18 protein-coding genes, 1 pseudogene and 1 other annotated feature (1 of these 20 running past the window's edge) are annotated in these 26,160 nt (G+C 38.7%); of the genes and pseudogenes, 15 read left to right on the top strand and 4 right to left on the bottom strand.

Features of this window, described 5'->3' with window-relative positions; all coding sequences use genetic code 11:
* Positions 1 to 33: a binding site (T-box leader), on the top strand; it begins 217 nt to the left of the window's first position.
* Positions 34 to 93: 60 nt separating this feature from the next.
* From IGI42_RS07240 to IGI42_RS07215, 6 genes and pseudogenes are all read left to right on the top strand, one after another.
* Positions 94 to 912, top strand: a pseudogene (locus IGI42_RS07240) (MetQ/NlpA family ABC transporter substrate-binding protein).
* A gap of 265 nt (positions 913 to 1,177) precedes the next feature.
* Positions 1,178 to 4,246 (top strand): hypothetical protein, encoded by a 3,069-nt coding sequence (locus IGI42_RS07235; RefSeq protein WP_438715158.1) that lies wholly within the window; start codon positions 1,178 to 1,180, stop codon positions 4,244 to 4,246.
* Between the two features lies 1 nt (position 4,247).
* Complete coding sequence (locus IGI42_RS07230) at positions 4,248 to 5,801, top strand: SpaH/EbpB family LPXTG-anchored major pilin (protein WP_438715157.1); 1,554 nt, start codon at positions 4,248 to 4,250, stop codon at positions 5,799 to 5,801.
* Between the two features lie 36 nt (positions 5,802 to 5,837).
* The gene (locus tag IGI42_RS07225; protein ID WP_438715156.1) at positions 5,838 to 7,685 is read left to right on the top strand and encodes a SpaH/EbpB family LPXTG-anchored major pilin; all 1,848 of its coding nucleotides are present in this window, start codon (positions 5,838 to 5,840) and stop codon (positions 7,683 to 7,685) included.
* A gap of 114 nt (positions 7,686 to 7,799) precedes the next feature.
* Positions 7,800 to 9,017 carry a class C sortase gene (locus IGI42_RS07220; RefSeq protein ID WP_438715154.1) on the top strand — a complete coding sequence of 406 codons (1,218 nt, stop codon included), beginning with the start codon at positions 7,800 to 7,802 and terminating at the stop codon, positions 9,015 to 9,017.
* The gene (locus tag IGI42_RS07215) at positions 9,014 to 9,910 is read left to right on the top strand and encodes a hypothetical protein (protein WP_438715153.1); all 897 of its coding nucleotides are present in this window, start codon (positions 9,014 to 9,016) and stop codon (positions 9,908 to 9,910) included. Before IGI42_RS07220 ends, IGI42_RS07215 begins: the two co-directional genes overlap by 4 nt.
* 1,776 nt (positions 9,911 to 11,686) lie before the next feature.
* On the opposite strand, the gene IGI42_RS07210 is transcribed toward IGI42_RS07215, so the two are convergent.
* Positions 11,687 to 13,957, bottom strand: coding sequence for a hypothetical protein (locus tag IGI42_RS07210; protein ID WP_438717068.1), 2,271 nt, complete (start codon positions 13,955 to 13,957; stop codon positions 11,687 to 11,689).
* 67 nt (positions 13,958 to 14,024) lie between these two features.
* Here IGI42_RS07210 and IGI42_RS07205 point away from each other — a divergent pair, with 67 nt between their 5' ends.
* The 3 genes from IGI42_RS07205 (at position 14,025) to IGI42_RS07195 (ending at position 15,749) form a co-directional block, all read left to right on the top strand.
* A complete protein-coding gene (locus IGI42_RS07205; RefSeq protein ID WP_438717025.1) occupies positions 14,025 to 14,198 on the top strand; it encodes an LPXTG cell wall anchor domain-containing protein in 174 nt (57 codons plus the stop codon).
* 430 nt (positions 14,199 to 14,628) lie between these two features.
* Positions 14,629 to 14,874, top strand: coding sequence for a GlsB/YeaQ/YmgE family stress response membrane protein (locus IGI42_RS07200; protein WP_438717024.1), 246 nt, complete (start codon positions 14,629 to 14,631; stop codon positions 14,872 to 14,874).
* Positions 14,875 to 14,924: 50 nt separating this feature from the next.
* Positions 14,925 to 15,749, top strand: coding sequence for a manganese catalase family protein (locus IGI42_RS07195; RefSeq protein WP_438715152.1), 825 nt, complete (start codon positions 14,925 to 14,927; stop codon positions 15,747 to 15,749).
* Between the two features lie 58 nt (positions 15,750 to 15,807).
* On the opposite strand, the gene IGI42_RS07190 is transcribed toward IGI42_RS07195, so the two are convergent.
* The 3 genes from IGI42_RS07190 to IGI42_RS07180 form a co-directional block, all read right to left on the bottom strand.
* Positions 15,808 to 16,164 (bottom strand): MmcQ/YjbR family DNA-binding protein, encoded by a 357-nt coding sequence (locus tag IGI42_RS07190; RefSeq protein WP_438715151.1) that lies wholly within the window; start codon positions 16,162 to 16,164, stop codon positions 15,808 to 15,810.
* A 34-nt stretch (positions 16,165 to 16,198) separates the two neighbouring features.
* Positions 16,199 to 17,032, bottom strand: a complete 834-nt coding sequence (locus IGI42_RS07185; RefSeq protein ID WP_438715150.1) for a Cof-type HAD-IIB family hydrolase — start codon at positions 17,030 to 17,032, stop codon at positions 16,199 to 16,201.
* A 116-nt stretch (positions 17,033 to 17,148) separates the two neighbouring features.
* Positions 17,149 to 18,000, bottom strand: coding sequence for a MurR/RpiR family transcriptional regulator (locus IGI42_RS07180; protein WP_438715149.1), 852 nt, complete (start codon positions 17,998 to 18,000; stop codon positions 17,149 to 17,151).
* A 339-nt stretch (positions 18,001 to 18,339) separates the two neighbouring features.
* Here IGI42_RS07180 and IGI42_RS07175 point away from each other — a divergent pair, with 339 nt between their 5' ends.
* From IGI42_RS07175 to IGI42_RS07150, 6 genes are all read left to right on the top strand, one after another.
* A complete protein-coding gene (locus IGI42_RS07175; protein WP_438715148.1) occupies positions 18,340 to 18,669 on the top strand; it encodes a hypothetical protein in 330 nt (109 codons plus the stop codon).
* 445 nt (positions 18,670 to 19,114) lie between these two features.
* Positions 19,115 to 19,249 (top strand): hypothetical protein, encoded by a 135-nt coding sequence (locus IGI42_RS07170; protein WP_438715147.1) that lies wholly within the window; start codon positions 19,115 to 19,117, stop codon positions 19,247 to 19,249.
* Positions 19,250 to 19,994: 745 nt separating this feature from the next.
* On the top strand, positions 19,995 to 21,089 hold the full coding sequence (locus IGI42_RS07165) for a tyrosine-type recombinase/integrase (protein ID WP_438715146.1): 1,095 nt from the start codon (positions 19,995 to 19,997) through the stop codon (positions 21,087 to 21,089).
* A 275-nt stretch (positions 21,090 to 21,364) separates the two neighbouring features.
* Positions 21,365 to 25,114 (top strand): WxL domain-containing protein, encoded by a 3,750-nt coding sequence (locus IGI42_RS07160; protein ID WP_438715145.1) that lies wholly within the window; start codon positions 21,365 to 21,367, stop codon positions 25,112 to 25,114.
* Between the two features lie 22 nt (positions 25,115 to 25,136).
* Positions 25,137 to 25,493, top strand: coding sequence for a hypothetical protein (locus IGI42_RS07155; RefSeq protein ID WP_438715144.1), 357 nt, complete (start codon positions 25,137 to 25,139; stop codon positions 25,491 to 25,493).
* 13 nt (positions 25,494 to 25,506) lie between these two features.
* Positions 25,507 to 26,151, top strand: a complete 645-nt coding sequence (locus tag IGI42_RS07150; protein ID WP_438715143.1) for a WxL domain-containing protein — start codon at positions 25,507 to 25,509, stop codon at positions 26,149 to 26,151.
* Positions 26,152 to 26,160 lie beyond the last annotated feature (9 nt).

The following is a 26,160-nucleotide window of genomic DNA, read 5'->3' as shown; positions in this document are numbered from 1 at the left end:
TGGTAACATGGAAGCAAAGCTTTCGTCCTAAGTGTAATGTATACATTTGGGACGAAAGCTTTTTTATTTACCAAAAATTGGAGGATGAAGAAAATGAAAAAAAGAGTTTGGGTAGTATTAGCAGCAATTGTAACGTTAGGTTTGGCTGGTTGTAGTGAAGGCAATAGTACAGAAAACTCAGAAACTTTAGTGGTAGGAACGATGCCTACGCCCCATGGGGAAATCCTAGAACATGTAAAGCCGTTGTTAGCTGAAGAAGGAATAAACTTGGAAATTACCAATTTTGATGACTAAATTTTACCAAATAAAGCCTTAGCTGCAGGGGAAGTGGATGCGAACTATTTCCAACACGTGCCGTTTCTTAATGAAGCAATTGCCGAAAATGATTATGATTTTACTAGTTTAGGTGCAATTCATGTCGAGCCGATGGGACTATATTCTAAGAAAATCCAAGACATGAAAGAATTGTCTGATGGTGCGACAATTATCACATCTAACTCAATACCAGACTGGGGAAGAATCCTGACCATTTTGCAAGACGCTCAGTTGATTACTTTGAAAGAAGGTGTCGATCCAGAAGTAGCGACCTTTGAAGATATCGATCAAAATCCAAAGAATCTGAAATTCAATCACTCGATTGATCCAGCACTTTTAGCAACTACTTATAACAACGAAGAAGGAGATCTAGTAGCGATCAATGCCAATTTTGCTTATGGGATCGGTCTAAATCCAGTGAAGGATGCCCTGTTGTTAGAAGCAGATAACTCGCCTTATGGCAATATCATCGCCGTTCGTTCAGAAGACGCTGAAGATGCCCGAGTGCAAAAGCTAGTAGAAGTTTTACATGAAAAGGAAGTACAAGACTGGATTTTAGAAAAGTGGGACGGTTCTGTGAAGCCAGTAGCAAAATAGCGGAGTGGCACAATGTTTCTTACCGAGACAAAATAGTGCTAAAATTTCTCGAATTATAAACGATTCAGCTGAAATAACTAGTTTAATCCTTAAATCACTAAAAATAACCGACGTTTACGCTGCATAAACGTCGGTTATTTTTATTTTTTTGATCGTTTATGTGCTCATTTTGCTGTTCATGAACAAAGCTTAGATTAGTTTATTTATTATTTTATAATATTTTTGGGAAGTTATGATTTTAGAGTAAAAGGAGGAGGACGTAAATGTGAAAAAGAATAGGATAAAAGTTCTTTCCATGATTGTGCTCATCCTCAGCACTTATTTAATAGGAATTTTTAGTGTAATGCCTGAAAAAGTCTCTGCAGCTGATTCGTTAGATGAATATGTGATTATTAAAAATTTTCGTGCAGAGAAGCATCCAGATGGTGGAACAGAATTAGCAATTTTGGAGGAAATGAAACTTAGCTTTAAATTTGAAATTGATCTGGTGAAAATGGGAGAGAATACACCTAATCTAGGGGACCAATTTAGGGTTAGTATACCTAGTGAAGATTATTTTGATTACTATGATAAAGTAGGAACTCTAAAAAATGAGCAAGGAATATCCGTCTTTAACTATGAAGTAATAGGGAATGAAATAATCTTTACAGTAGCAGAAGGAGGAGACGGAGCCTCAGATTTTCTTAGAGGGGAAATTGAATTAACGGCAAGAGCAAAACGTGCAGGTGAGAAAATTGATAATGGTCAAGGCGGTACAATAACCATCACACCGCCACCAATTCCGCCTGATAATACTACTGGGAACGACGAATACAAAGATTCTGACAAAGACTTTCATAAAGATGGCCGACCAACAGGTACCAATAAAATGTCTTGGTCTGCCAGAGTTAATTATGACAAGTATGGCATCGCGTTCGACGATTTTGGGAAAGATCCCAGTACTGCCGAAGTAGTGGATAGAGAAAATGGTCTTTTAGTAGATCACCTTACAGAAGGTACGCATTTCACTCCAGAATCACTTTATGTAACTGTACCAGTATACATTATTACCTACCCTGAAGAGAAGCCAGCAGGTAGTGGTGATTTTACACCAAAACGAATGGGCGATCGTCAAATAGGAGCCAATTACTTTCTGGATGGTGCTCCCCTAGATCCAATACCGCAAGAAATTCCTTTTTTTGACTTCATTATCGAAGCTGAAGGTGGAAAAAATCCAGATCGCGCGCAGTTTCTACTGTTGGAACAAGAAGAGAACGAGACCTATGAAGCATTTAAAACGAGAGTTCAAAATCACCCCGAGGATTATGGGCGTAGAGCCTACGGAGTCTATAAACATGAAGATAATACCGAAACGGTTCTGATTGCGTTTGGCACCCTGCCAGGAAATAAGTTCTATTACGAAGACTTGAGAGAAACTTATGCAGGCCATCCTAATGCTGATATTCATCTAGCGATTGAACTAGATGCAACGCTGACTCCAAGTCAAAGGACGGATCTTCATAGATTCTACAGCAAGGATGGTCCTTCTAAAGGTGCAATCATGGCGTATGACATTGGTTTTATTGTAGATGTGGATGTACCAGCATATGGTGATGGTTGGTATCACAATGACATAACGTTTGAATTCGATGGCAAGGAGCAACAAGAAGCAGGTGCCGATGTTGATTTTAGAGCTAACTGGGGAGAGGCGGAAGCAGGATTTCTAAACACCAAGAAAATCGTAGAAGGTGAAGAAAACACTGAATTAGCAGAGCCCAGAATCTTTAAGTTCAATATCGTTGATAAAGTCGGAAACATAGTTGCTTATGGTAGAACGGAAGAAGAAGTTACCGTAAAAGGCAAGCCATTCAATACAAAGTTTTACAAAGACGAGAATTATATGCAGCCAATAAATAATATAGATAAAGATTCTCCCGATCATTGGAGTAGTATATTGACGGAGAATGAATGGTACTACATTAAAGAAGTTGATTTAGATGGCTATGAAGTAAGTATTTTGAACTCTAAGGGCGAACAGACCGACCGAATACAATATGTTAAAGGGAAAGAACAGCGTTGGAATTTTGTAGTTAGAAACATCGAGCCATTTAGAGTGGAAGCAGTAAAGAAAATTGTTGGCGAAGGTAAGTTATCCGGTAAAAAGGAATTCAAGTTTGAACTGAGAGACAATCGAACGAACCCACCAACGGTAGCTGCTTATGGAAAAACGACGGTTACGGATAAAAATGTTGAGACGCCAATTAAGTTTTATCTTGATCAAGATTGTACAAAAGAAATTACTAATTGGAAAAAGATGGAAGTTGACGGTCAAGAGCGAACGATATTAGAGAACGGTATCGCTTATGAATTGGTAGAAATAGACGATCAAGGTTATGAAGTTACTTACTCGAATAAAGAACTTCCAAATGGGAGCTACGTTTCGGGAGCTACTGTTACAGCAAATCATACAGATGGCGGAAAGATCGCTTTTCTAGTCGAAAACAAAGACACCTTCCACTTTGGAGCCAATAAAAAAATCGAAGGTACAGGTGATTTGCCAGAAGCGCTAACGTTCGAATTTGAGTTGAAAGATGTTGCAACAGGCAGCATAGTGGCCTATGGCAAAGTAGATGTCGGTGCAAAAGGTACAGATGCGCCCATCGAATTTTTCACCTCAGCAGATTACGCTGCTGCCAATAAAATTACCGACTGGACGGCTGTACTAACTGAAGGAAAGAAATACCGCCTAGAAGAAACCGAGACACACAACTATGCTCCAATTTATTCAGGCGGCAGTGGGGCAGATAAAAATGAATTTACTGTTTCATTTAACAATGATCCGGCAATCACAATTAATACAGAGAATCGAGATACGCTGGATTTCCGTGCTACTAAAGAAGTAACAGGCGAGGGTGTTTTCAAAGAGGAGACCTTCAAATTTGAGCTGCTAGACGGCGAAGATGTAGTCGCGCATGGACGTGCCGAAGTTACTGAGAAAAATTCGGAAGTCGAGATTGACTTCTATACCGATCCAGAGAATGTAGCTACTAAAATCACCGATTGGACTAAGGTTTTGACAGCTGGAAAAACTTATACGTTGAAGGAAGTCGACGATTCCGGTTATGCAGTTTCCTATACCAATCAGGATAGTGAATCAACTAATCAATTTGTTGCTGAGTACACCACTGGAAAAGTTTTCAAGATCAAAGTAACTAATAAACGAGATAAGGTTCCGTTGCCACAAACAGGTGGCGAAGGTTATCAGCAGCAACTCATGCTTGCCAGTGGAATTCTCCTCTTGATTATCTTGACTGCGGGAATTCTCGAATACCGTCGCAGAAAGGTAGGTGCTTAAATTGAAAAAAACATCTATCTTCATGGCAGGACTAGCCATGCTTCTGATGATTGTTGGGCAATGTATTTTTCCTAGCAACGCTTCAGCTGCTGAGATGCAAACTGTTTATCTCCATAAGCAGGTAACCAAAGGTGAAATAACTACAGAAGCAGCAACCGAAGTGAACCAGAACATGTTAACAGAAAAACAAGGGGTTAACGGAGTCGAGTTTACAGTTATTGATATTACTCAGTATGTCCGCAACCATTCTTCGTTTAATGATGCGTTAGAAGAAGCGAAATCGTTAACGAAAGCGGACATAGCGGGGCTTAACCTTGGTGGCTTAGTTCCAGACTATGCAGGGATGATGGTCGCAGCCAAAGGAACAACGCAACGAATGGCTGTACCTGATGCACAAGGACAAACAACCGATATGGATGGTGTTTTGAAATTAAGTCTGGCAAAAAGAACAGCAAATTACGATGCCAGCTACCTAGTTATTGAAACAAACTCTATTGAGTCAGCAAGAGCTAGTGATAATTTGATTTTCCATTTTCCAACTGAGAATGAAGAAGAGGTTATTCATGTCTATTCGAAAAACGATACGACGCTTGAGTTACCTTCGATTGAAAAAACGTTAGCAGAAGATCACCAAGATTTTGCTTATGAAGAATCCATCAATTATGAAGTCAAGGTAAAAGTACCGACACTAATAAGCATGTATCAATCTTTTCAAGTAGTGGATGTGCCTGACCCAGCGTTAACTGTTGATTTAGACTCGTTACAAGTAACTGCCGAAGGAACAACCGTGGCTTCTTCTTGGTATCAAATTGAATCAAAAGATAATGGGTTTGTTCTAAACTTCATTCCTAGCCGACTTGCTCCTTTGAATGGGAAAGAGTTGAAAATTACTTACCGATTAAAACTGTTAGAAGGTGCTTTGCCTGATACGCCATTTTACAACAAGGTGTACCTAAGATATCACAATTCCATTCAGGATGGAGAGCTAGAAAGTACTTCACGTGAAATACTGACAGGCGGCTATCGATTTATCAAAGTCGATGCAAGTAATCAGGATCAACCATTGAAGGATGCGTCATTTGTAATCAAAAATGAGGATGACGAGTACCTCACCACCGATTATGCTTGGAAACAGACCGATACACCAAATGATCAAGAACTATTTAGAATCACCTCTAACCAAGAGGGGACTTTTGAGATAAAAGGATTGGCTTATGGCACTTATTATTTAGAAGAGGTAGTTGCACCAAGCGGCTATCGACTGTTGAATGAGTCAGTCAGTTTCAAAGTTGAAAAAAACACGTATCTAGCAGGAGAACAGCCTGCACCGATGCTGGAGGTTCTAAATAGTAAACTTCCAAACACTGGAACCCCTACACCGGGAACGCCTAAGACAAATGTTGTGAAGACCACGCCAACATCAAAAGTTTCTAGAACGTTACCAACTACGGGAGAACAAGTATCTATCAAAGGAGTGATCGCAGGGAGTCTTATTGTACTATTCGTTCTTATACTTGTTTGGTTTAGGAGAAACAGACAACAAAAAAATACATGATAATGGAGGAGAGAAAAAATAATGAAAAAGAAAATAATGTTGTTTATAGCAACGATTGTAATGGTATTACCGTTAGCGTTAGGATTGGGATCGTCGTTAAAATCAGAAGCGGCTACAGATGGGAATATTGATATCATTTTGCACAAAAAACGTTTCAGCAGTGATCCATCATTAGTTCAGAATACAGGGGAAAGAATCCCGACAATGGATACACAGCCAGGATTTGGTGGCGTAACATTCAATGTTTATGATGCAACAGAAGCATTTTATACAGCATTAAATGGTGGTAGCTCAATGGAAGATGCGTTGACTGCTGTAAAAAACGCTGACTATTCTTCAGCAACAGTAGCAAAAACAGGCGTAACTGCAACAACTGGTTCAGTCGGGGATGTAACATTAGAAAATCTTCCTGCTAAATCAGGTGGAAAAAATGCAGTTTATGTTATTGTCGAAACTGAAATGGCTGGTGTAACAAAAGCTGATAATATGGTAGTCGCATTACCAGTAAAAAACGTAGCTGAAACAGCCGATCTTACTGAAATCCATTTATATCCGAAAAACGTGGTAGCTACAGCTGGCATTGAAGTAGAAAAAGTTTCTAATTTAGACAATGCAACTAAATTGGAAGGTGTAATATTTAATATTCACCGAGGCGGTAAATACAATGAGCCAGGTACAGAATACTTAAGTGGCTTTGACGCTTCTGGAACACCTACATGGTCTACAGTAGCAAGTGAAGCTCACCCATTCGACACAGATGAAAATGGTAAATTTAAAGAAGAACGTTTATTGTACGGCACCTATTATTTAACCGAAATATCATCAGTATCTGGTTATGTGATTCAAAATGGCGCAGTTAACAAACCATTTACTTTGAGCGCTGCTAACACATCTGTATCATTTACCGGCGACGATAATGCCATCAGAAATGATAAACTCGAAGTTACAAAGACTAATACTGGTGGATCAGTAAATGTTGGCGATAAGATCGACTATAAAGTAACATCACAGATTCCAGATGGTATTAGAGACGAAATTGATACTGATGCAGATGGTGTGAATGATGCTCCACGTTATACCAAATATGTGATAACAGATACTCATGGAGTGCACTTGAAATTAGGCAATTTTGCTATAACAGATGGAGCAACACCACCTTTAACGTCACCAGAACATTACACTCTTGATTCAACGAATGTTCCTGGGCAATTTACTGTGACTTTTACACCAGACGGAATTAAAAGATTGACTCCAGGTGCTACTTTGACAATGACTTACCAAATGGAACTATTAAAATCAGTAGCTCCCGGTGAAGAAGTAAACAATACGGCGAAAATCGAAACAGACCATGACACTGACGAAGGTCCTGGTAGCAAAGTCTACACTGGTGGTTATAACTTCATCAAGGTAGATGGTTCAAATGATAAAGCAGCTTTAAAGGGTGCTGAATTCGTTGTCCGCGATGGCAGCGATAAAGCTACTGCGAAATATCTAGTTATAGGTACAAATGGCGAAGTATCTTGGACAACAGTTGCAGATGATGCAACGCCATTTACTTCAAATGAAGATGGTTATGTAACAGTGAGAGGCTTGGCAGATGGCATTTACTACTTACAAGAAACTAAAACACCAACTGACAAGTATGTATTGCTAGAAGAAATGACAAAATTTGAAGTTACTCAAAATTCTTTCAACACAACTAATCCTTTAGCAAATGTTCCTGGAACTACTGAACTTGGAAAACCAGCTGAAGTAATAAACTTACAAGAAGGTAGTCTTCCTTCAACTGGGGGCACTGGTATTTATGTAATGGTAGCTCTTGGATTGGCAGTAATGTCAATTGCTGGCGTATGGTATGTACGTTCACAACGTAAAGAAGCATAATTTATAATTAAATAAACAAGAAGCTTAAGCTTCGATAAGGCAGTAGCGAAGGCAAGCACCATTCGTTACTGCCTTTCTTATTTACTTAAATAAAGAGAAACGAGGAAAGATATGATGGCAAATTCTAAAAAAAAGAAAGAAAAGAAACCTAATTCACTGGCGGTTATGATACAGCGGATCATTATGCTGCTAGTCTTTCTTTTTGGTCTTTCCTTGTTGCTCTATCCTTTCGTCAGCCAAGGCATTGTTGATTACTTGGATCAAAGAACAGTGCAAAAGTATCAGCGGGAAGCCTCTGAGAAAAACGAAGCTGAGATCCAAAAGCTGCAACAAGAAATGGAAGCTCGTAATGAAAAAGCCCGCAAAGAAAATAATCCTGGTGCAGATGGGGAAGCATTTTCAGAAGAACGACGCCAGAAAGAAAAAAAGGCTAAACCGACACTTTCTTACGTGGAAGAACATACAGCAGGAACGATTATTATTCCTGAGATCGATGTAAAACTACCCGTATATGACATAACCAATGATTTCTTTCTATCTAAAGGCGCAACTATTCTTGATGGCACCTCGTCATTAACGGGAGGACCAAGCACTCATTCGGTCATATCTTCCCATCGGGGATTAAAAAAAGCTAAACTGTTTACTGATTTATCTAAACTGAAGGTAAAGGATCAATTTTTCATTGAGGTATTGAATGATACACATGCGTATGAAGTAGATCAAGTGAAGGTGATTGAGCCCACCGAAACGAAGGACCTGTTGATAGTAGACGGGATGGATTACGTCACACTTCTCACCTGCACACCGTATGGGATTAATTCTCACCGCTTATTGGTAAGAGGTCATCGGATACCTTACGTTGAAAGCATGAAAAAAGAAATAGAAAAAGTGGACAAGAATAAAACACGCAATTTTATTTTGCTTGTTACAGGTATCGTTTTAGGAATTCTAGGACTCCTGTATACAATCCATCAAATTATTCGCTTAGGAATGATTGGTCGAAGAAAGTACAAGCTTTCCTTCTATTTAAAAGATATGCAGAATCAACCACTGAAAAATATAACTGTTGAGCTGTTAGGTAAGCGTGGAAAGAATCCAGTCATCCTTGATGGAGAAAAAGTAGTGGCTGTTTCTGATGAAGAGGGGAAAGTCGAGTTTCCACTCCTTTACGGAAAAGTTTACACGTTAGGCGTTATGGATAAAAAACATTTACGGTTTGCCCGTACTAGGGTCAAGCGCATAAAAGACAATTCATTTATTCTAAAGAAACTAATAAAAGGAAGCATCATAGATAAGCATGAAGTAAAGATCCCAGGAGACTTAATAAAATGAAGAATATGTTTAGCAAGCTAGACAGTAAAAAATTCAAACAATGGATGACGAGCAAAAAAGGAAAGTGCATTTTTGTCGGTACTTTCCTTATCATCGGCTGTTTGCTTTTTTTTCGCCCACAATGGGTTTTAAAAGTAAATGGACAAGCTATAACAACAGAAGAATACACTTTTTTTCAGGAAATGTATCCTCTGCTAAGTGAAGAAGAGCTGCAAGCTCGGATTGTTGAAGACAAGGTACAGCTGCAAGAAGCGAAAAAGCTCAAGCTGGAAGTCGTTGATAATCACAAAACGTTAATGAAAGAATTGGAAACGATTAATAAAGAAAACAAAGAAAAGATCAAAAATCAAGAAGTAGTTTACGGACTGAGAGAATACGATCCAGAAACTTTTTACGCCTACTCGTTAAGTAATACCATTAACAAAGTGAAGGAAACAATGCGTAAAGAAATTACTAATAAATCAGTTAAAAACTATTACGAAGAAAATGAAGAGCAGTTTAAAAGTGTCGATTCCAAAGAAATCTACCAAATCCAAGCACCAAAAGAAACCTTGGAAACATTAATGCAAAGTGAATTGAACTTAGAACAACTGGATTCAATCGAAGGGGTTGCCTACAAAGCAATGCCGATCAACGAATCAACGATGAGGGATTGGATTAAGTATCGAAACGAAGAGCTAGGCAGTGTAATGGACCTGTCTGCAAAATCATGGAGTACTATTTTCAGCAGTGAAACTAAAGATTGGGTCTATTACTGCACGGAAACCAAAGAAGGCGAGCTGCAGCCTTTAACTGACGTGGAAGAAAGTATCCGCATTCAGCTGGAAAAAGATTACTACCAAGCGCAATTAACAAAATGGGTGCAAGGAGCAAAAATTGAGCGAAAGGAGTAAAGATGGGGATATGAAAAATAGGGTAATACTATCAATAGTAGGGATATTGTTATTACTTTTTCCACTAATTATCGGACCGTTTCAACAACCTGTGTATGCAGCGGGGATGGTTTATTACGTTGATGCTAATAATGGCGATGATGAGAATCCCGGAACTTCACCGAGTAGTCCGTGGAAAACATTGGATAAACTAGAACAAACAAAATTCCAACCAGGCGACACCATTCGTCTACATGAAGACAGTGTCTTTTCAGATACTTTGTTTTTAGAGGGCCAGGTGAACGGGGAAGGTTCAGAGGATGCCTCGATTATTTTAGAAAGTTACGGGGAAAATGGTGGTAGAGCTACGATAAATGGTGAAGGCAAAGGCTATGTCGAACAAATGGAAGACATGGGAAAGGAATATTACTCGGCAGTAACCTTGTACAATGCCAGCAATTGGACAATTCGAGATTTGGCAATTACGAATCATGGGGATTACGATATGCCTGAGGCGGGCACGCCCAAAACACCGGAAGGTCGGATTGGTGTGTACGTTTTAGCCAAAAATAATGGACTGACTAAAAATATTCATTTAGATAATTTAAAAGTAACTGATGTGAATGGCAGTACTCAAGCCAAAGACTTTGGAAATGGAGGCATCTATTTTACCGTTGGAGGTACAACAGAAGGTGAAATTACGCGCTTTGACAATATTTCAGTAACCAATTGTCATGTAGAAGACGTTACACGAACGGGTATATCTGTAGGGTGTACCGTTTACGAAGGGCTGATGACTGACGAAAGTTTACCAACCACGATTGAACCTGATATGATTCAAAAGTATGGTCATACCAATGTACGGATTGAAAACAACTATGTAAAGGATACCGGCGGAGATGGCATCGTTCCCTTTGATGCGTACAAACCGTTGATTCAGTACAATGTGATAGACGGAGCCAGTAAAAGCCACGAAGATCCTCGCTTAAGTCAGATACCTAAGAATGAATATTGGCAAGTGAATGCGGGAATTTGGCCTTGGTTATGTTATTATCCAACGTTTCAATTTAACGAAGTTGCAAATACAGTCGATAATTATGATGGTGAAGCCTTAGATAGTGATTCAGGAACCGGGACTATCTATCAGTATAACTATACCCATGATAATGAGGGTGGATTTGTGATGATTTGTTCGAACAAGAATTTCGATACGGTTGTTCGTTACAATATCAGTCAAAATGATCGCAAGCATCTGTTCTTGGCATCCAATAATTTAGATCCAAACTACACTCCTAAACCAGAGGAACACGGTATCTCCGAAGAAGAGGTAGCAAAGGTTTACAATAATACGATGTATACAGGTCCGGGGCTAAATGTAACGGTTATGAGTCAAGAAGAACCGGGACAAGTCAGAATGAAAAATAATATTTTCTATAATGAAGGAGATAATGTGACTCCATACTGGCAACCGGCTAACTATGGGGTAGCACATACCGCGACAGTCAAATACGACCATAATTTATATTACGGGTATACCAATGTACCGAATAACGAGGAAAATCCGATTATCGTTAAAAATCCAAATGTGGAATTAACAGGAGCGATTAATAACAATGGTCTTCCTGAACAACCCCCGCATGAGCGACCAGTGAAAGAAGAAGAGTTGGTGGATAAACAAGTAATGGCAGCACCTGGTAACGGTGGTATCGGATTAGCTAGTGTTTCCGGCTATCAGTTAGTAGAAAATTCACCTGCAATTAATCAGGGGATCAGTATTGCTGACAACGGTGGACGTGATTATTTTGGTAATATTTTGTCAGATGGGTACCTAGATATCGGCGCCCATGAATATAGTGGTGAAACACCACCGTTACCGAGTGAGAGTAGTACCTCTTCCACAAGCTCAGGCAAACCAGAAGAAAGCAGTACCTCTTCAACAAGTTCAAGCAAACCGGAAGAAAGCAGCACTTCTTCCACAAGTTCAAGCAAACCAGAAGAAAGCAGTACTTCTTCCACAAGCTCAAGCAAACCAGAGGAAAGTAGTACTTCTTCAACAAGCACAAGCAAGCCAGAGGAAAGTAGTACTTCTTCAACAAGCACAAGCAAGCCAGAGGAAAGCAGCACTTCTTCAACTAGCTCAAGCAAGCCAGAGGAAAGCAGCACTTCTTCCACAAGCTCAAGCAAACCAGAAGAAAGCAGTACCTCTTCCACAAGCACAAGCAAGCCAGAAGAAAGCAGCACTTCTTCCACAAGTTCAAGCAAACCAGAGGAAAGCAGTACTTCTTCCACAAGCACAAGCAAACCAGAAGAAAGCAGTACTTCTTCCACAAGCTCAAGCAAACCAGAGGAAAGTAGTACTTCTTCAACAAGCACAAGCAAGCCAGAGGAAAGTAGTACTTCTTCAACAAGCACAAGCAAGCCAGAGGAAAGCAGCACTTCTTCAACTAGCTCAAGCAAGCCAGAGGAAAGCAGCACTTCTTCCACAAGCTCAAGCAAACCAGAAGAAAGCAGTACCTCTTCCACAAGCACAAGCAAGCCAGAAGAAAGCAGCACTTCTTCCACAAGTTCAAGCAAACCAGAGGAAAGCAGTACTTCTTCCACAAGCACAAGCAAGCCAGAGGAAAGCAGCACTTCTTCCACAAGCACAAGCAAACCGGAAGAAAGCAGTACTTCTTCAACAAGCTCAAGCAAACCAGAGGAAAGTAGTACTTCTTCAACAAGCACAAGCAAACCAGAGGAAAGCAGCACCTCTTCCACTAGTTCAAGCAAACCAGAGGAAAGCAGCACTTCTTCGACAAGCACAAGCAAACCAGAAGAAAGCAGTACTTCTTCAACAAGCACAAGCAAACCAGAGGAAAGCAGTACCTCTTCCACAAGCACAAGCAAGCCAGAAGAAAGCAGCACTTCTTCAACAAGCACAAGCAAGCCAGAGGAAAGCAGTACCTCTTCCACAAGTTCAAGCAAACCAGAGGAAAGCAGCACTTCTTCCACAAGCACAAGCAAACCGGAAGAAAGCAGTACTTCTTCAACAAGCTCAAGCAAACCAGAGGAAAGTAGTACTTCTTCAACAAGCACAAGCAAACCAGAGGAAAGCAGCACCTCTTCCACTAGTTCAAGCAAACCAGAGGAAAGCAGCACTTCTTCGACAAGCACAAGCAAACCAGAAGAAAGCAGTACTTCTTCAACAAGCACAAGCAAACCAGAGGAAAGCAGTACCTCTTCCACAAGCACAAGCAAGCCAGAAGAAAGCAGCACTTCTTCAACAAGCACAAGCAAGCCAGAGGAAAGCAGTACCTCTTCCACAAGTTCAAGCAAACCAGAGGAAAGCAGCACTTCTTCAACAAGCACAAGCAAGCCAGAGGAAAGCAGCACTTCTTCGACAAGCACAAGCAAACCAGAAGAAAGCAGTACTTCTTCAACAAGCACAAGCAAACCAGAGGAAAGCAGTACCTCTTCCACAAGCACAAGCAAGCCAGAAGAAAGCAGCACTTCTTCGACAAGCACAAGCAAGCCAGAAGAAAGCAGCACTTCTTCGACAAGCACAAGCAAGCCAGAAGAAAGCAGCACTTCTTCGACAAGCACAAGCAAGCCAGAGGAAAACAGTACCTCTTCGACAAGCACAAGCAAGCCAGAGGAAAACAGTACCTCTTCGACAAGCACAAGCAAGCCAGAGGAAAACAGCACTTCTTCGACAAGCACAAGCAAGCCAGAAGAAAGCAGCACTTCTTCGACAAGCACAAGCAAGCCAGAAGAAAGCAGCACTTCTTCGACAAGCACAAGCAAGCCAGAAGAAAGCAGCACTTCTTCGACAAGCACAAGCAAGCCAGAAGAAAGCAGCACTTCTTCGACAAGCACAAGCAAGCCAGAGGAAAACAGTACCTCTTCGACAAGCACAAGCAAGCCAGAGGAAAACAGTACCTCTTCGACAAGCACAAGCAAGCCAGAAGAAAGCAGCACTTCTTCGACAAGCACAAGCAAGCCAGAGGAAAACAGTACCTCTTCCACAAGCTCAAGTGAGCCAGAAAAAAGTAATTCTTCAAGTACTGATGTTGAAAATAACAGTTCCAAAGATCAAGTACCAGGTTATCCTAGCGGAAGTTCCGCAGGAGGACCAAACCGACCAAACGGATCAGCAATTGGAGGTCCTAATAGGAATCAAACTAACCAAAACGTAGGAAAAGTACAGACAACTAACAAACAATTACCGAAAACCGGAAACGATGTAAATAGTTTCTTTGTTTGGTTAGGCTTCCTATTGCTGGGTATTAGTGTGTTTATAATGAAAAAAGCAAATAAGGTCAAAATGTAAAATGTGTTTTTTTAATAGCTTAATATGGTATGTACAAACGAACCCCTGCTCAATTTGAGCAGGGTTTTTTTATGTGCCTTGCTTAAGTGTTTTGGATTAATTTTATCAAAAAACCAGATAAACATTATTTGTTGCGTTAAAAAATCTACTATAAAAAAGCTTTATTCAGGAAAAAAAATAATTTTGCAGTCAAAAGAAAGCAGATTTTTTGCCAAAATTTAAGGAAGCGTCTAAGCTGTAAGTAAGCATGCATGTTATCAAAAGTGATGAATTGATAAGAAATGAAACAAAACCGGTTTGTAAATAATTTAGCAAGTGGACTTTTCTGATCAGAAGTTATTGCTGGCAAATGTACAACTGCAGGGTTAGTTCAATAGTTAATGAATTGTTAGAATTTGTAAGTAGTGTTTTATATTGAAGAAAGTGAGTGATAAATATGATTTGGTCATTAATAGTAGGTGGCGTAATTGGAGCAATTGCCGGAGCTATCACTAGTAAAGGAGCTTCAATGGGCATCATCGCAAATGTAGTAGCTGGATTAGTAGGTGCGTGGTTAGGGCAAGCCTTATTTGGGACATGGGGACCTGCTCTAGCGGGAATGGCAATTGTCCCATCGATTATTGGTGCAGTTATTTTAGTAGCCATTGTTTCCTTCTTATTTGGAAGAAACAGATAAGCTTAGTACAAAATTAAATCAGCACGATTACTCAGAGGAGGAATTTTAGGATGTTTTTGCATAAAAAAGAGTTACAGTTTGAGGCAAAACCCGACAAACCAAATCCCATGATTGCCAAATATTTACAAGAATTAATTGGCGGGCAATATGGAGAAATGAGTGTAGCGATGCAATATCTTTTCCAAGGTTGGAGCTGTCGCGGCGAAGAGAAATATAAAGACATGCTAATGGATATTGCTACAGAAGAAATCGGACACGTGGAAATGCTGGCAACTATGGTAGCTCGTCTGTTAGAAGGAGCACCTGTGGAAGACCAAGAAGAAGCAATGAAAAAAGATCCAGCAATCGGAGCAATGATTGCTGGGATGAATCCGCAACAGGCAATCGTAGCTGGGTTGGGACCACGTCCGGCAGATAGTGTTGGCAATCCTTGGAGCGGTGCGTATATTATCGCTAGTGGAAATTTGCTGGCTGATTTTCGTGCCAATCTAAATGCAGAATCACAAGGACGTCTGCAAGTAGCTCGCATTTATGAAATGATTGATGATAAAGGCGTAAAAGATCTTTTGGCAGTCTTATTAGCTCGCGATAGTTATCATCAAAATTTATGGGCAAGTGCGGTCAAAGAACTAGAAGAAAAAGAAGGATCAATTTTAGTCCCTAGTACGTTCCCACGGGAAAAAGAAAGAATGGACATCGCCTATGATTTCTATAATTTCTCTGAGGGTGAAGAAAGTAAAAAAGGCCCATGGGCAAAAGGTGAAGCTTTAGATGGCGAAGGTGAGTACCAATACCACGAAGAGCCAAAAGTGGAAGGGAAAGCACCAAAATTATCTGAAGTGACACCTAGAATGTACGGTACACCGAAAAAATAGAAAAAAAGGCACGAAAATCTGAGCAATTGTTCAAATTCTCGTGCCTTTTTTTTAGAAATTATCTGGTCATCAGAAAGCTGTCATGAAGCAACTGTAGGATCTTATTCTTTTCGACGGTTCCGTCAAGTTTAATTGTTACCCAGTGCTCTTTGTTCATATGATAAGCAGGGAGATAACCATCCAGGTGTTTTAACATAGCAACTAACTCTGGTGGAGCCTTAGCCACTAAAATGTCTACTTTCCCTGTTCCTTTCAAGCCTAGCTGATTGTAATTCACCGACATCACCAAGCCATACCACTTGTTGTTTCTTTTATGACGCAGAACAGCATATTCAGGAAACTTTTCAAAGAGATAGTCAGCCGTCGTGTTAAAGGTAGTAAACGCGTAACTCAAAATCTCTTCTTTTAAAGACATTTAATTACTCCTTTCGATAACTCTAATAGGGGGGCTACAAAAGTTGATTCAGAACATGAGCGATCCCGTCTTCATTATGGGATAGCGTGATTTGATCTGCCGCAGTTTTTAATTCTGGTACGGCATTTTCCATTGCAACGCCAATTCCAGCATAATGGATTAATGAGATGTCATTGTGTCCATCACCAAAAGCAATAACATTCTCTGCCGAAATACCCAAGGGGCTTAAAACAGTATCTAAAGCTTTGGCTTTATCAATCCCTTGAGCAGTGAACTCAAAATAAAAATCAGCAGTAAAGACACAATTTAATGAGTCTTTAAATGGCGCCATCATATGCTGGTGATTGTCCAATAAATAGTCGGGTTCGCCAGCTGTAAGTATTTTACTGATGTCGCTGTCTAAAAAAGCTGCTAGATCATCCATCTCGCACAATTTATAATTGCCGCCGCGAGATTCGTATTCAATGATGTTGATCTTGCTTCCTTTATAAGTAATATCACAGTCATATACGTTGTTAACATACATATAGTCATCTTTATCAATCATTACTTTTACGTCAAATTTTTTCATATGTTCAAGTACGGCTTTACCTTCTTCTAAGGTCATGGATTGGTTGAATAGCTCGTTCTTTGTCTGGCAGTCGATCACCTTCGCACCATTGTAAGATACAAGCAAACCGTTGTATTTTTCCATTTCTAGTTGTTTTGCAAAAGCTAGCATACTGGCTGTTGGGCGACCTGAAGCTAGAATCACTGTGATTCCTCTTTCTTGAGCCTGCATTAAGGCTCTCTTTGTTGCAGGAGTAATTTCTTTTTGATCATTTAGTAAAGTGCCATCGATATCTAGAACAATTGCTTGAATCGTCATGGGTAGTTCTCCTTTTTGCTAAAAGTATAACAAGTAGAAAGAAGAAAATAATAGAAAAAATCTATTTTGAGAAAAGTTTTTCAAAGAGTCTGAGAACAAGCAGAAACCTGAAAAAATTATCTCAATTCCTTATTCATTTTTTGATAGTTTTTGAGTTTGAAGTCGATATTTTTTTCATAGTTGTGATTGAAATAGACAGCGTATAAGGTATCAAACAACATTAATAACGACATCCTAGTGGAAAACGAAGAGACTTTATCATAATGATTTTCAATGGACGCCATAAATAGCTTGTAAGTAGCATGTTTTGCCAAAGGATTGTCTTGAGTAGAGGTAATCAAAATAATGGGTACTTGATTCTCATAAAGGATTTTGACGACAGCATTAAGTGTTTGTCCTCTACCACCGTACGATACGACAATTGCTGCATGGTCTTGCGTACTGTTAGCTGCAGAAAGTCGTTGAATGTAATCCTCTTCAGGAACATTGACCAGTATACCGATTTCCTGCATTTGGAATTTAAAGTTCTGGGCAAAGAAAAGATTGGCAGAAGCCGCATAGATATCAATAGTTTTGGCTTTTAATAATACTTGGCTCACGGTTGCTAAGATATCGGGATCGGAAAAGCGAAGAGTCTCATCAATTGTATGTTGATAGGTTCTACCCAAACTTTCTGTAATTTGAAAAGGCGTGTCTGATTCTAAAATGGGGTAGTCATAGTCAATTTCTTCAAACGATTCAGTATCCCTTAAGGTGGAAGCTAGCTCTAATTTCATTTCACCCATACCATTGAGGTCCAGTTTATTAATTAAGCGATAAACGGTAGCCACCGATACAAAAGCGGCAGCAGCAAGTTCTTTAGGCTTATAGGAAAGTGTCTTTTTAGGGTTTGCTGATATGTAGTCTGCCAAAGCTTTTTCGTTAGTAGTTAAATCTTTGAGCTCAGTTATTCTTGTAAAAAAACTCATCGTTTATTCCCTCCTAATGAGCGATTGTTGAAACATCATTTTTAACAAGTATAGCACGTACTAGTTACGATTTTTATAGAAGCTAAATCTAATGATTAGTCAAATTGAAATGTTTGAATATTCAGTCGATTATGATCCAATACATTCCTTTTCTGAAATTTAACTTTAAACTAGAAAAGCTGCCTTTAAAATTACGGGCTTAGGAGGTGAAAGTTGTTTGTACCGTGCTAAATTTAATACAATTAATAATAAAAAAATGATCATCGGAAAAGGTGCAAACAAAGTACGAGTATGAAAAATATTCACAAAGTTGTTCAGAATTATGGATGGAAGTTGGAAGTGAGTTGGTATCCTTTTGAAGGCGGGTATTTCGTTTATGTAACCCCTTATAAAAGTCAGCCTAGCGACTTCACTGGATTGACTCATTTGCCCAATACTTTGTCATTAGAAGCAAAACAAATGCATCAGTTTATTCAAAAAGAAGGTGCTTGGTTACCAGTTGTGTATGCGGAAACATTAGATGAAGGTGTTCGTAAGCTAGAAAAGAAATTAGAAGGTGTCATTACTAAAGAGTGGCTGGATCATGTCCAACAGGCGTACGATGATATACTGATTCTCTTCAAGAAATCATCAGAAGCTCGTAACAGTATGCAAAAGAAAAATCTTTAGATTAAAACTATATTCTAAAAGACTTGTTAGTAATCGTCTCTTTAGAGGATTGCTAACAAGTCTTTTTCAAAGTGCATTTGCTTAGTCCAGCACCCCATGTTCTGACTCTTGGTATTGGATTAACTTTGGCAACATTACAAGTTGGCAATACTTGGTATCAGTTCATATATGATTATTCAATGATAGCTACAAGGATCCGTACACGAAAACTTTTCAAAAGATGACTGAAAAGTTTTGTCTTATTCAATTATTAATCAAATTAAGCTTTTATTTATTAATATTCTAGGTTTCTCCTTGAATTCTTAGTAGTTGCGTAATTTTTGCGATCTATAGTAGGTACATAAGCAATTTATGTATCTTAGTACAGCTTAAGTTAGTTTATACTTTTGTGGTAAGCGAGCGCGATTGCTGCTATCTGTTTATTCAAATAGAGAGGAAGGGTTTTATGAAACATATTATGTTAAGTTCGAGTCTGCTTGCAACTATCTTTTTCTTTTGGTTAATTCGTAAAGAGATGCACCACGAATTAGCCATATGTGCAATCGATCAGGGAAAAAAGAATCGCTATTATCCGGATTAGTTTTATGAAATGATAATGCCAATAGTTTTCTTTTATAGCAAAAACCGAAATTGACCAATGGTCGATTTCGGTTTTTTGAATACTAATGAAAGTAGTATTTTTAGCGTTATAAAAGCTATTAAAATAATGTTAGGAAACTAGGCTATATAAAACAATTAGCCTAATCCAAAGTTGAGTCGATTTTTTGAAGGCTTTATTGGTAGCAAGACAAAATAATATGAACTGGACAGTCATTTTTTTATAGATAAAAAGTTATCATTTTTAAAATAATTGATTTTTTTCAAGCGTTTAATATACTAATTACATAGAATGTGTCGCTTTTTGAGATGTGTAAGAGGTTTCGATGAGATTGGATAAATTTTTTTTGTTTATTATATTATTTATTTCTTTTAGATGTAACTAGTTGGCAAAAGTATCTATATTCTCCAGTATATTAACTTTTTAGTTTAGACATCTATTTTCTTTGAAGGAAGAAAAACAAGAACGATTGCTCATTGGATAATCAGAAAATAGCTAGATAAAAGATCATTTTCTTAAATGTAAATATCACATTCTTATAATTATTCTATTTTATTAAAGTTTGATTGTCAATTAGAATTCTAAAAAATATTCTTTTATCGATAGTTTTTTTGAAAAATGAGCTTTATGTCTAAAAAAATATGAAAGTACATGGCAGGCGGATAATCGTTTATTTTTTATTCGCCGTCAATTAAGCCGTCAAAATATAAAAGGAGAGAGATCACTTATGGCTCGCAGAGGAGAAAATATTTACAAACGAAAAGATGGACGTTGGGAAGGTCGCTACATAAAAGGACGAACACCAGAAGGGAAAATTCGATATGGCTATGTATATGATCGTTTTTTCAAAAAGTTAAGAAAAAAATTATTATACTATAAAGCACTCTATGCAAATCAAAGTTTAAGAGCAGACTCATTCGAAGGCACCTTGAAAGAATGGCTGAACCAGTGGTTTAAAGAATTGGAAAGTGAACCCATAAAACTAGCTACTCAAGCTAGTTATCAATACAAACTTGAACACTATGTTATACCTTATTTAGGAAACAAAAAATTGGCACAGTTAAACCAAGAAGACATACAACTATTAATTAAGCAATTAAAGCAAAGAAAGTTGTCTATTTCTTCAATTCGTTTAGTCTTACAAATTTTCAAAAGATCACTCCGAGAAGCGGTAGATCTGACTTGGTTAAAAAATTTATTCGATAGTCTTAGATTGCCTAAAGTAGCAAGAAATAAAGTCGCTGCGTTGCCTAAAAAGGAACAAAAAAAAGTTGAACATTCTCTTTTAGAAAAAAAGGTCGAGTTACCAGTGATGATTGCATTAAATACAGGTATGCGGATCGGAGAAATATGCGCATTAAAATGGGAAGACATTGATTTTTCAACGAAAGAAATCGCAGTCAAGCGTACATTACAAAGAATTCCAATCAAAGGGGGTTCATGTAAAACAAAAGTTATCGAAGGATCAGTTAAAAGTGAATCCTCACTACGAGTAATCCCAATTAATCCGACTCTTTTTGCTTTACTGAAAAAAGCAGCTATAGCTAAAAATAGTCCCTATGTTATTGGCAGGAAGCAGCACTATATTGAACCTAGAACATTAAGTTATCAGTTCAAAAAATTCATGAAAAACATGGAACTAAGTAACATTCACTTTCATCAATTACGGCATACCTTTGCGACACGCTTGTTGGAAATAGGAGCAGATGTGGCAACAGTTAGCGCATTATTAGGGCATCGGTCTGCGAAAATGACGTTGGATATTTATGTAGATTCAACGATTGAACAAAGGAAAAAGTGGATTAACGCATTGAGTAAATAATTTAAAAAAAAGAGATATATCCGAAAAAAATCAGCAACAGAAATATGCAAGCGCTTACTTTTTTAGGTAGGCTTTTTTTATTCCCCACTTGTTTCAGTCTTTAAAAATTTTAAGCCGTCACTGTCGCCGTCAAAATCAGAAATTAAGCCCATTATATGAATAGTAGATAAGTTTTTTCTTGGACTTCTTCCTTCAAAGAAAATTGAGTAGCAATATGAACGATAAAGCAGCGTTGCATAGGCGGTCGCTGCTCTAGAGTAGGGGGTGTATATTTTTTGAAGAAAGAAGTTCAGCACTTGATTAAGAAGGCAAGTGTGACCAAAAAACTAAATATTACTTTATGTCTATGGATGCTAGCAGGTTCTAGCATGCCACTTTTTCAAAATTCTGCCTTTGCCGAGACAGAGTCTAGTTCCCAAGCAGAAAATGCTTCGTTGTCAACAATTCAAAGCAATGTCGTAGAAAATGAATTACCTAATTATAACCAATCCGCAGGAATAAAGGAAGAAAAGCCAACTTCTACCACTGAGAAAAGCGAAGAGTCCACATCATTTGTACCTGCAAATAGTGAACCAGATAGGACAACTGAAGAACCAGAAAAGAAAACGCGTGGCTTGACTAGAGCGGCTGCTGACAAGATAACTATCGTTGATACAGGAATTGTTTTAACTAACGACGGAAAATACTTATTAATGGACAACCCAGAAGACTATGTCTCAAACATTTATAACCCTGCAACCGATGTTAAAGAAGAGGGCGAATATGATGCTGACACGATTATTGAAATAGCTAATATAAAAGAATATGGACTAAACCGGTTGTATTCTGAACGTAATCCTTCGGGAAATAATAAAATCCAACAAATTAGAGTAGCTGATGGAACGTTCAGTGAACTAACTATTTTGAGTGATTCAGCTTTGGATATCCAGACTGACTTAGATTATGGGATTAACGTTACTAAACTAATTATTGGTGAATTTGAAGAGCTTGTTTGGAATCCGGTAGATCTGAAAGTCCGCTCGGCGAATATTGGTATTTATACTCGAAATGGAACACGTAATGTTACTGGTAATGTGGATACAGCAGCAAGCCAAGCAGGCATCAGTATAACCAAAGAACAGCCGCCTGCACGGGAAAACTATACAGAAATGGTAGCATTTTACAAAAAACTTGAACTTGAAGATAGCTATGGAGCTTATGAAGCGGAATCAGGTACGAGAATACTCGCTGAAGGCACAAGTTCAACAGGATCAGGAGCAATATTTTACAATTATGAATTAAAAGGTTCAGAATTGATTGCCAAAGCCGGCGATAAGGGGTACGGAATTTTTTCTGGAGAAATGGGGATAGTTGCAAGAAGCGTAGCAGATAGTCACGGGCAAGAAGAGGAGCAATTTTTTGAAGCTCAGTTAAGCGGTACAAGTTCAAGTGGGATTGGTTTATTTGCGGATGGAGTCATTTCAAACTATGGCGGAAAAATTAGTGGAGTTTCCAATACCTCAAATGGAATAGAGGCGCACATGTATGATTCTCATAACGTTTCATATAATGTGAATCATTATCCTTCTGAACTAAGCGGATCAACAAATGCTGGCTTTGGCATTCTCATGAGATATGTTAGTGAGTATAACGGGAGCCTAGAAACGACTCCTGGAGGTATGGAATTGACCTCGGGGAAAGTTGAAGGGCAGTCAGCAGATGGTACAGGTATTTTTTCTGGACAAATTTCTGTAAATGAAAATAGTCAAGAAATTAATATAAGTGGAGCTGCTGCAAGTGGACAAGGGATAGTAACAGGAGCGATGTTTGTTTATTCTTATCAACAGCCGAAACCAAAAGTCTCTATAAGTGGAACTTCAACAGGTGAGTCAGATCGAACGCTTACGACTATTTTAGGGTTGTTAAACTCGGAAGGGACTGAACCAATTGACAAAACACCTGTTTCAGCAGGTATAGTGGCTGTCGGAGGAATTCAAGATGAGGGCCATGATATTTATCTGAGAGGGACAGCTCCGATTGATATTGATGGATCTTACGGAATATACACCCTTGATGGTGTAGAATCAGGGATCCATATTAAAGGTGAAAAAAACGCGGTAATTGAGGCTGAAGGCGATTATGGTATTTATTCTAGCATCTTTAACGTCTCACTTGAACATCCTCTTACAGATATTGAGGGGCTACTAACTATGAATGTGGACGCTCGTTCAGTAGGAGTAAAAACTGAACGTGAATTTTCGGTGTCTAGTAGCCTTGAAGCTGGAACCAATCAAGATTCTAGAATAGACATAAAAGCTTCAGAAGGAAATGGAGTAGATTCCCCAGCTGGTATTAAACTATCATTTATGCAATATAGTGGTGCGGGAATTTATAAAGTACCAGTCAATATTACTGCAGGAAATACAGCAGTAAATACAGCGTTTGATATTGGTTCTAGCTATTATCCTAATGGGATAGAAATTGAAGGGATAGAACTGACAATTTTAGGTGCAAATGTCGGTATCAATGGGAAAAACCACACTAACTACAGTTTCAGAAACAGTAGTTTATCAATTAGCACTGTTAATAATGGAATGGTACTTGAAGCATTAGAAGGTGAAGGGTATATCACTTTTTCAGGAGTTTCTGCAAAAATCGATAGTGGCGAGTATGGATTAAAAATAAAGGCTCTTGAGACATACTTCGACTCGAGTAGCTCACCTGGAGAAACAAGGATTGATGTAACCGCAGAACAATATCCAATTTGGTTGGTTAGCAATGTCGAAGTTAGAAATTCAGAAAAATATGATGAAACAACCTGGGATTCTTACTATGAAGATTTTTTGATTATTGCAACCTCGAAAAGTATTCAGCCAGACAAAGAAAATCATCCATCTTTTTATGTTCAAGATCATGCGATTAATATCGATGGCTATCCGGAAAAAATAAAAATTATCGAAAACTATGAAGCACCAGTATTAACACCATTTAATGCAACACCATCAACACCTTATTCAATCGTGAATAATTTTAATGTAGAGGAGTATGGAAATTACAATTGGGAAGCACTAAGAACGGATACTAATGCACCAGTAGTGATTAATACTAGCCAAATTGCTCAGAATAAATTATTTACAGAAGATCAGGAATACGAGGAAGCAAAACTAACTGCTAAACGTACGAGTCACTTGGCGGATGAACGAATTTTTACTGACGTAGCTAATGTTCAAAATGCTGATCAAATTTTGCATGAAATCAATATGATTGTCCGGCGTGAACAGCAGTATCGAGTTACTTATGAACCAAATGGTGCGGACGGTGGCAACGTACCAATAGATGCAACTCTTTATACGCAAGGGGAATCCGTAAATGTAGCACCTCAGGGTAATTTAAGTAAAACCGATCATCGTTTTATTGGGTGGTTGAACAGTGTAGACCATCAAATCTATCAAAATCCGTTTCTCCCAAGCTCACCAGCTACGTATACGATGGGGCAGTCGGATGTTGTATTCACGGCACAATGGCAATCTGATAGTGTAGTGGAAGAATTGGAGCTGCTGACAAGTCAAATACCAGACAACATAAAATTTGGAAGTCACGAAATCCAACATGGAGCAGATAAAGTTTATTATGCAACAAACAGCGGAGATGATACAGAGAACGCTTCAGCCACCGATTTGACAACCGGAATAATCGGTGTGAAAGACACACGTCTGTCCACAGAGGGGTGGCGTTTAACAATCCAGCAAAAGGAACAATTCAAAACGACGAACAATCAATTGCTGGCAGGAACACAATTAGTGCTTGATGTCGGAATTCCAGATGTTAGTCAAATTACTAGTGGTTCTCCAACTGGGGTGAGTAATCAAGAAGTTGCTTTGACGCCGGGACAATCGCAAGAATTGCTGAGAGCAACCAATGGCCAAGGCAAAGGAATCGTTGAATTGCCAATTAGAAAGTTCGTATTGAAAGTGCCAGGTGCAACTAAAAAATATACCAGTGAATACACAACTCAGATTGAGTGGTTAGTGTCTAATGTACCTTAAACAGCGGAGAGGAGAATTACAAATGAAAAAGTGGCTGCCGAGAGTGTTTGCCTGCCTATTCTTAAGCATATTTGTACTTCTGAATGTTACCTCTGTCGGGTACGCTGCTCAAGAAACGGAAGAGAATAAAAACAGTATGACTGGTAATGTTGGTTTCTATGAGGAAGAGACAACTTCGATTACGAATGAAGATTCTAAGGGCTCGGATCAATCGCCTATATCAAGAGGAGAAACCAAAGATAATCGTAGACTTCCACAAACCGGAAGTATTTTAAAATGGTCCACTGTCGGTTTAGGTCTAGGTGTACTTGCATTTTGTATCATGCTTTATCTAACTAAGTTAGTAAGACATTTAATGTTTTATTATAAAAAAAAATAAGGGAGAGAAAATTATGAAGAAAAGAACATTAGGTTATGTATGCGGAGTTGCGGGAATTTCATTATTAACACTTAGCATAGGTGCGCAATCAGCAAGTGCTGCCCCAACTGCAACGAAAACCACGAATGGAACCATTACGTACACTGAGGGTGGTGTAGTTATCGATGGGGCTAAATTGCCAGATGACTTGAACTTCGGTTCTCATGCAATTCGTAATGATATCGCACAAACTTTCTATGCAACTGATGATGGAACTGATACTGAAAATGCGAATGCTTCAAATTTAACTACTGGAACAGTTGAAGTCACAGATAACCGTAATGCAACAACACATGGTTGGACAGTAAATGTTCAGCAAACAGGACAATTTGCGAATGGATCAAATGTATTAACGGGTTCAGTATTAAGTATGTATGGTGACCCAACCACAGCAATGACACAAGCCGGAGGTGCTAATGGGTTTAATTCTGGTAAATTAGACGTTGCTGTCGGAGCAGATACTGCGGTATTATCAGCACGAACTACTGATACAAATGCAAAACATGTTAGTCTAGATTTAAGCAAATTCAGCTTGATGGTACCAGCAAATGCGCCGAAAACAAATACTACGTACACGTCAGAAATTGTTTGGACGACTTCTAATACACCAGGAGTATAACAGGAAAAT

It is taken from the genome of Enterococcus sp. AZ109 (assembly GCF_051714625.1).
GTDB lineage: Bacteria > Bacillota > Bacilli > Lactobacillales > Enterococcaceae > Enterococcus_A.
The sequence above is the reverse complement of the archived record's forward strand: the minus strand, read 5'-3'. Positions and strand labels throughout refer to the sequence as shown.

Coding starts and splice junctions, on each gene's coding strand:
- IGI42_RS07155 (WP_438715144.1), top strand. CDS start 25,137: ATGAAAAAGTGGCTGCCGAGAGTGTTTGCCTGCCTATTCTTAAGCATA.
- IGI42_RS07180 (WP_438715149.1), bottom strand. CDS start 18,000: ATGAGTTTTTTTACAAGAATAACTGAGCTCAAAGATTTAACTACTAAC.
- IGI42_RS07150 (WP_438715143.1), top strand. CDS start 25,507: ATGAAGAAAAGAACATTAGGTTATGTATGCGGAGTTGCGGGAATTTCA.
- IGI42_RS07220 (WP_438715154.1), top strand. CDS start 7,800: ATGGCAAATTCTAAAAAAAAGAAAGAAAAGAAACCTAATTCACTGGCG.
- IGI42_RS07170 (WP_438715147.1), top strand. CDS start 19,115: ATGAAACATATTATGTTAAGTTCGAGTCTGCTTGCAACTATCTTTTTC.
- IGI42_RS07190 (WP_438715151.1), bottom strand. CDS start 16,164: ATGTCTTTAAAAGAAGAGATTTTGAGTTACGCGTTTACTACCTTTAAC.
- IGI42_RS07195 (WP_438715152.1), top strand. CDS start 14,925: ATGTTTTTGCATAAAAAAGAGTTACAGTTTGAGGCAAAACCCGACAAA.
- IGI42_RS07165 (WP_438715146.1), top strand. CDS start 19,995: ATGGCTCGCAGAGGAGAAAATATTTACAAACGAAAAGATGGACGTTGG.
- IGI42_RS07225 (WP_438715156.1), top strand. CDS start 5,838: ATGTTGTTTATAGCAACGATTGTAATGGTATTACCGTTAGCGTTAGGA.
- IGI42_RS07215 (WP_438715153.1), top strand. CDS start 9,014: ATGAAGAATATGTTTAGCAAGCTAGACAGTAAAAAATTCAAACAATGG.
- IGI42_RS07185 (WP_438715150.1), bottom strand. CDS start 17,032: ATGACGATTCAAGCAATTGTTCTAGATATCGATGGCACTTTACTAAAT.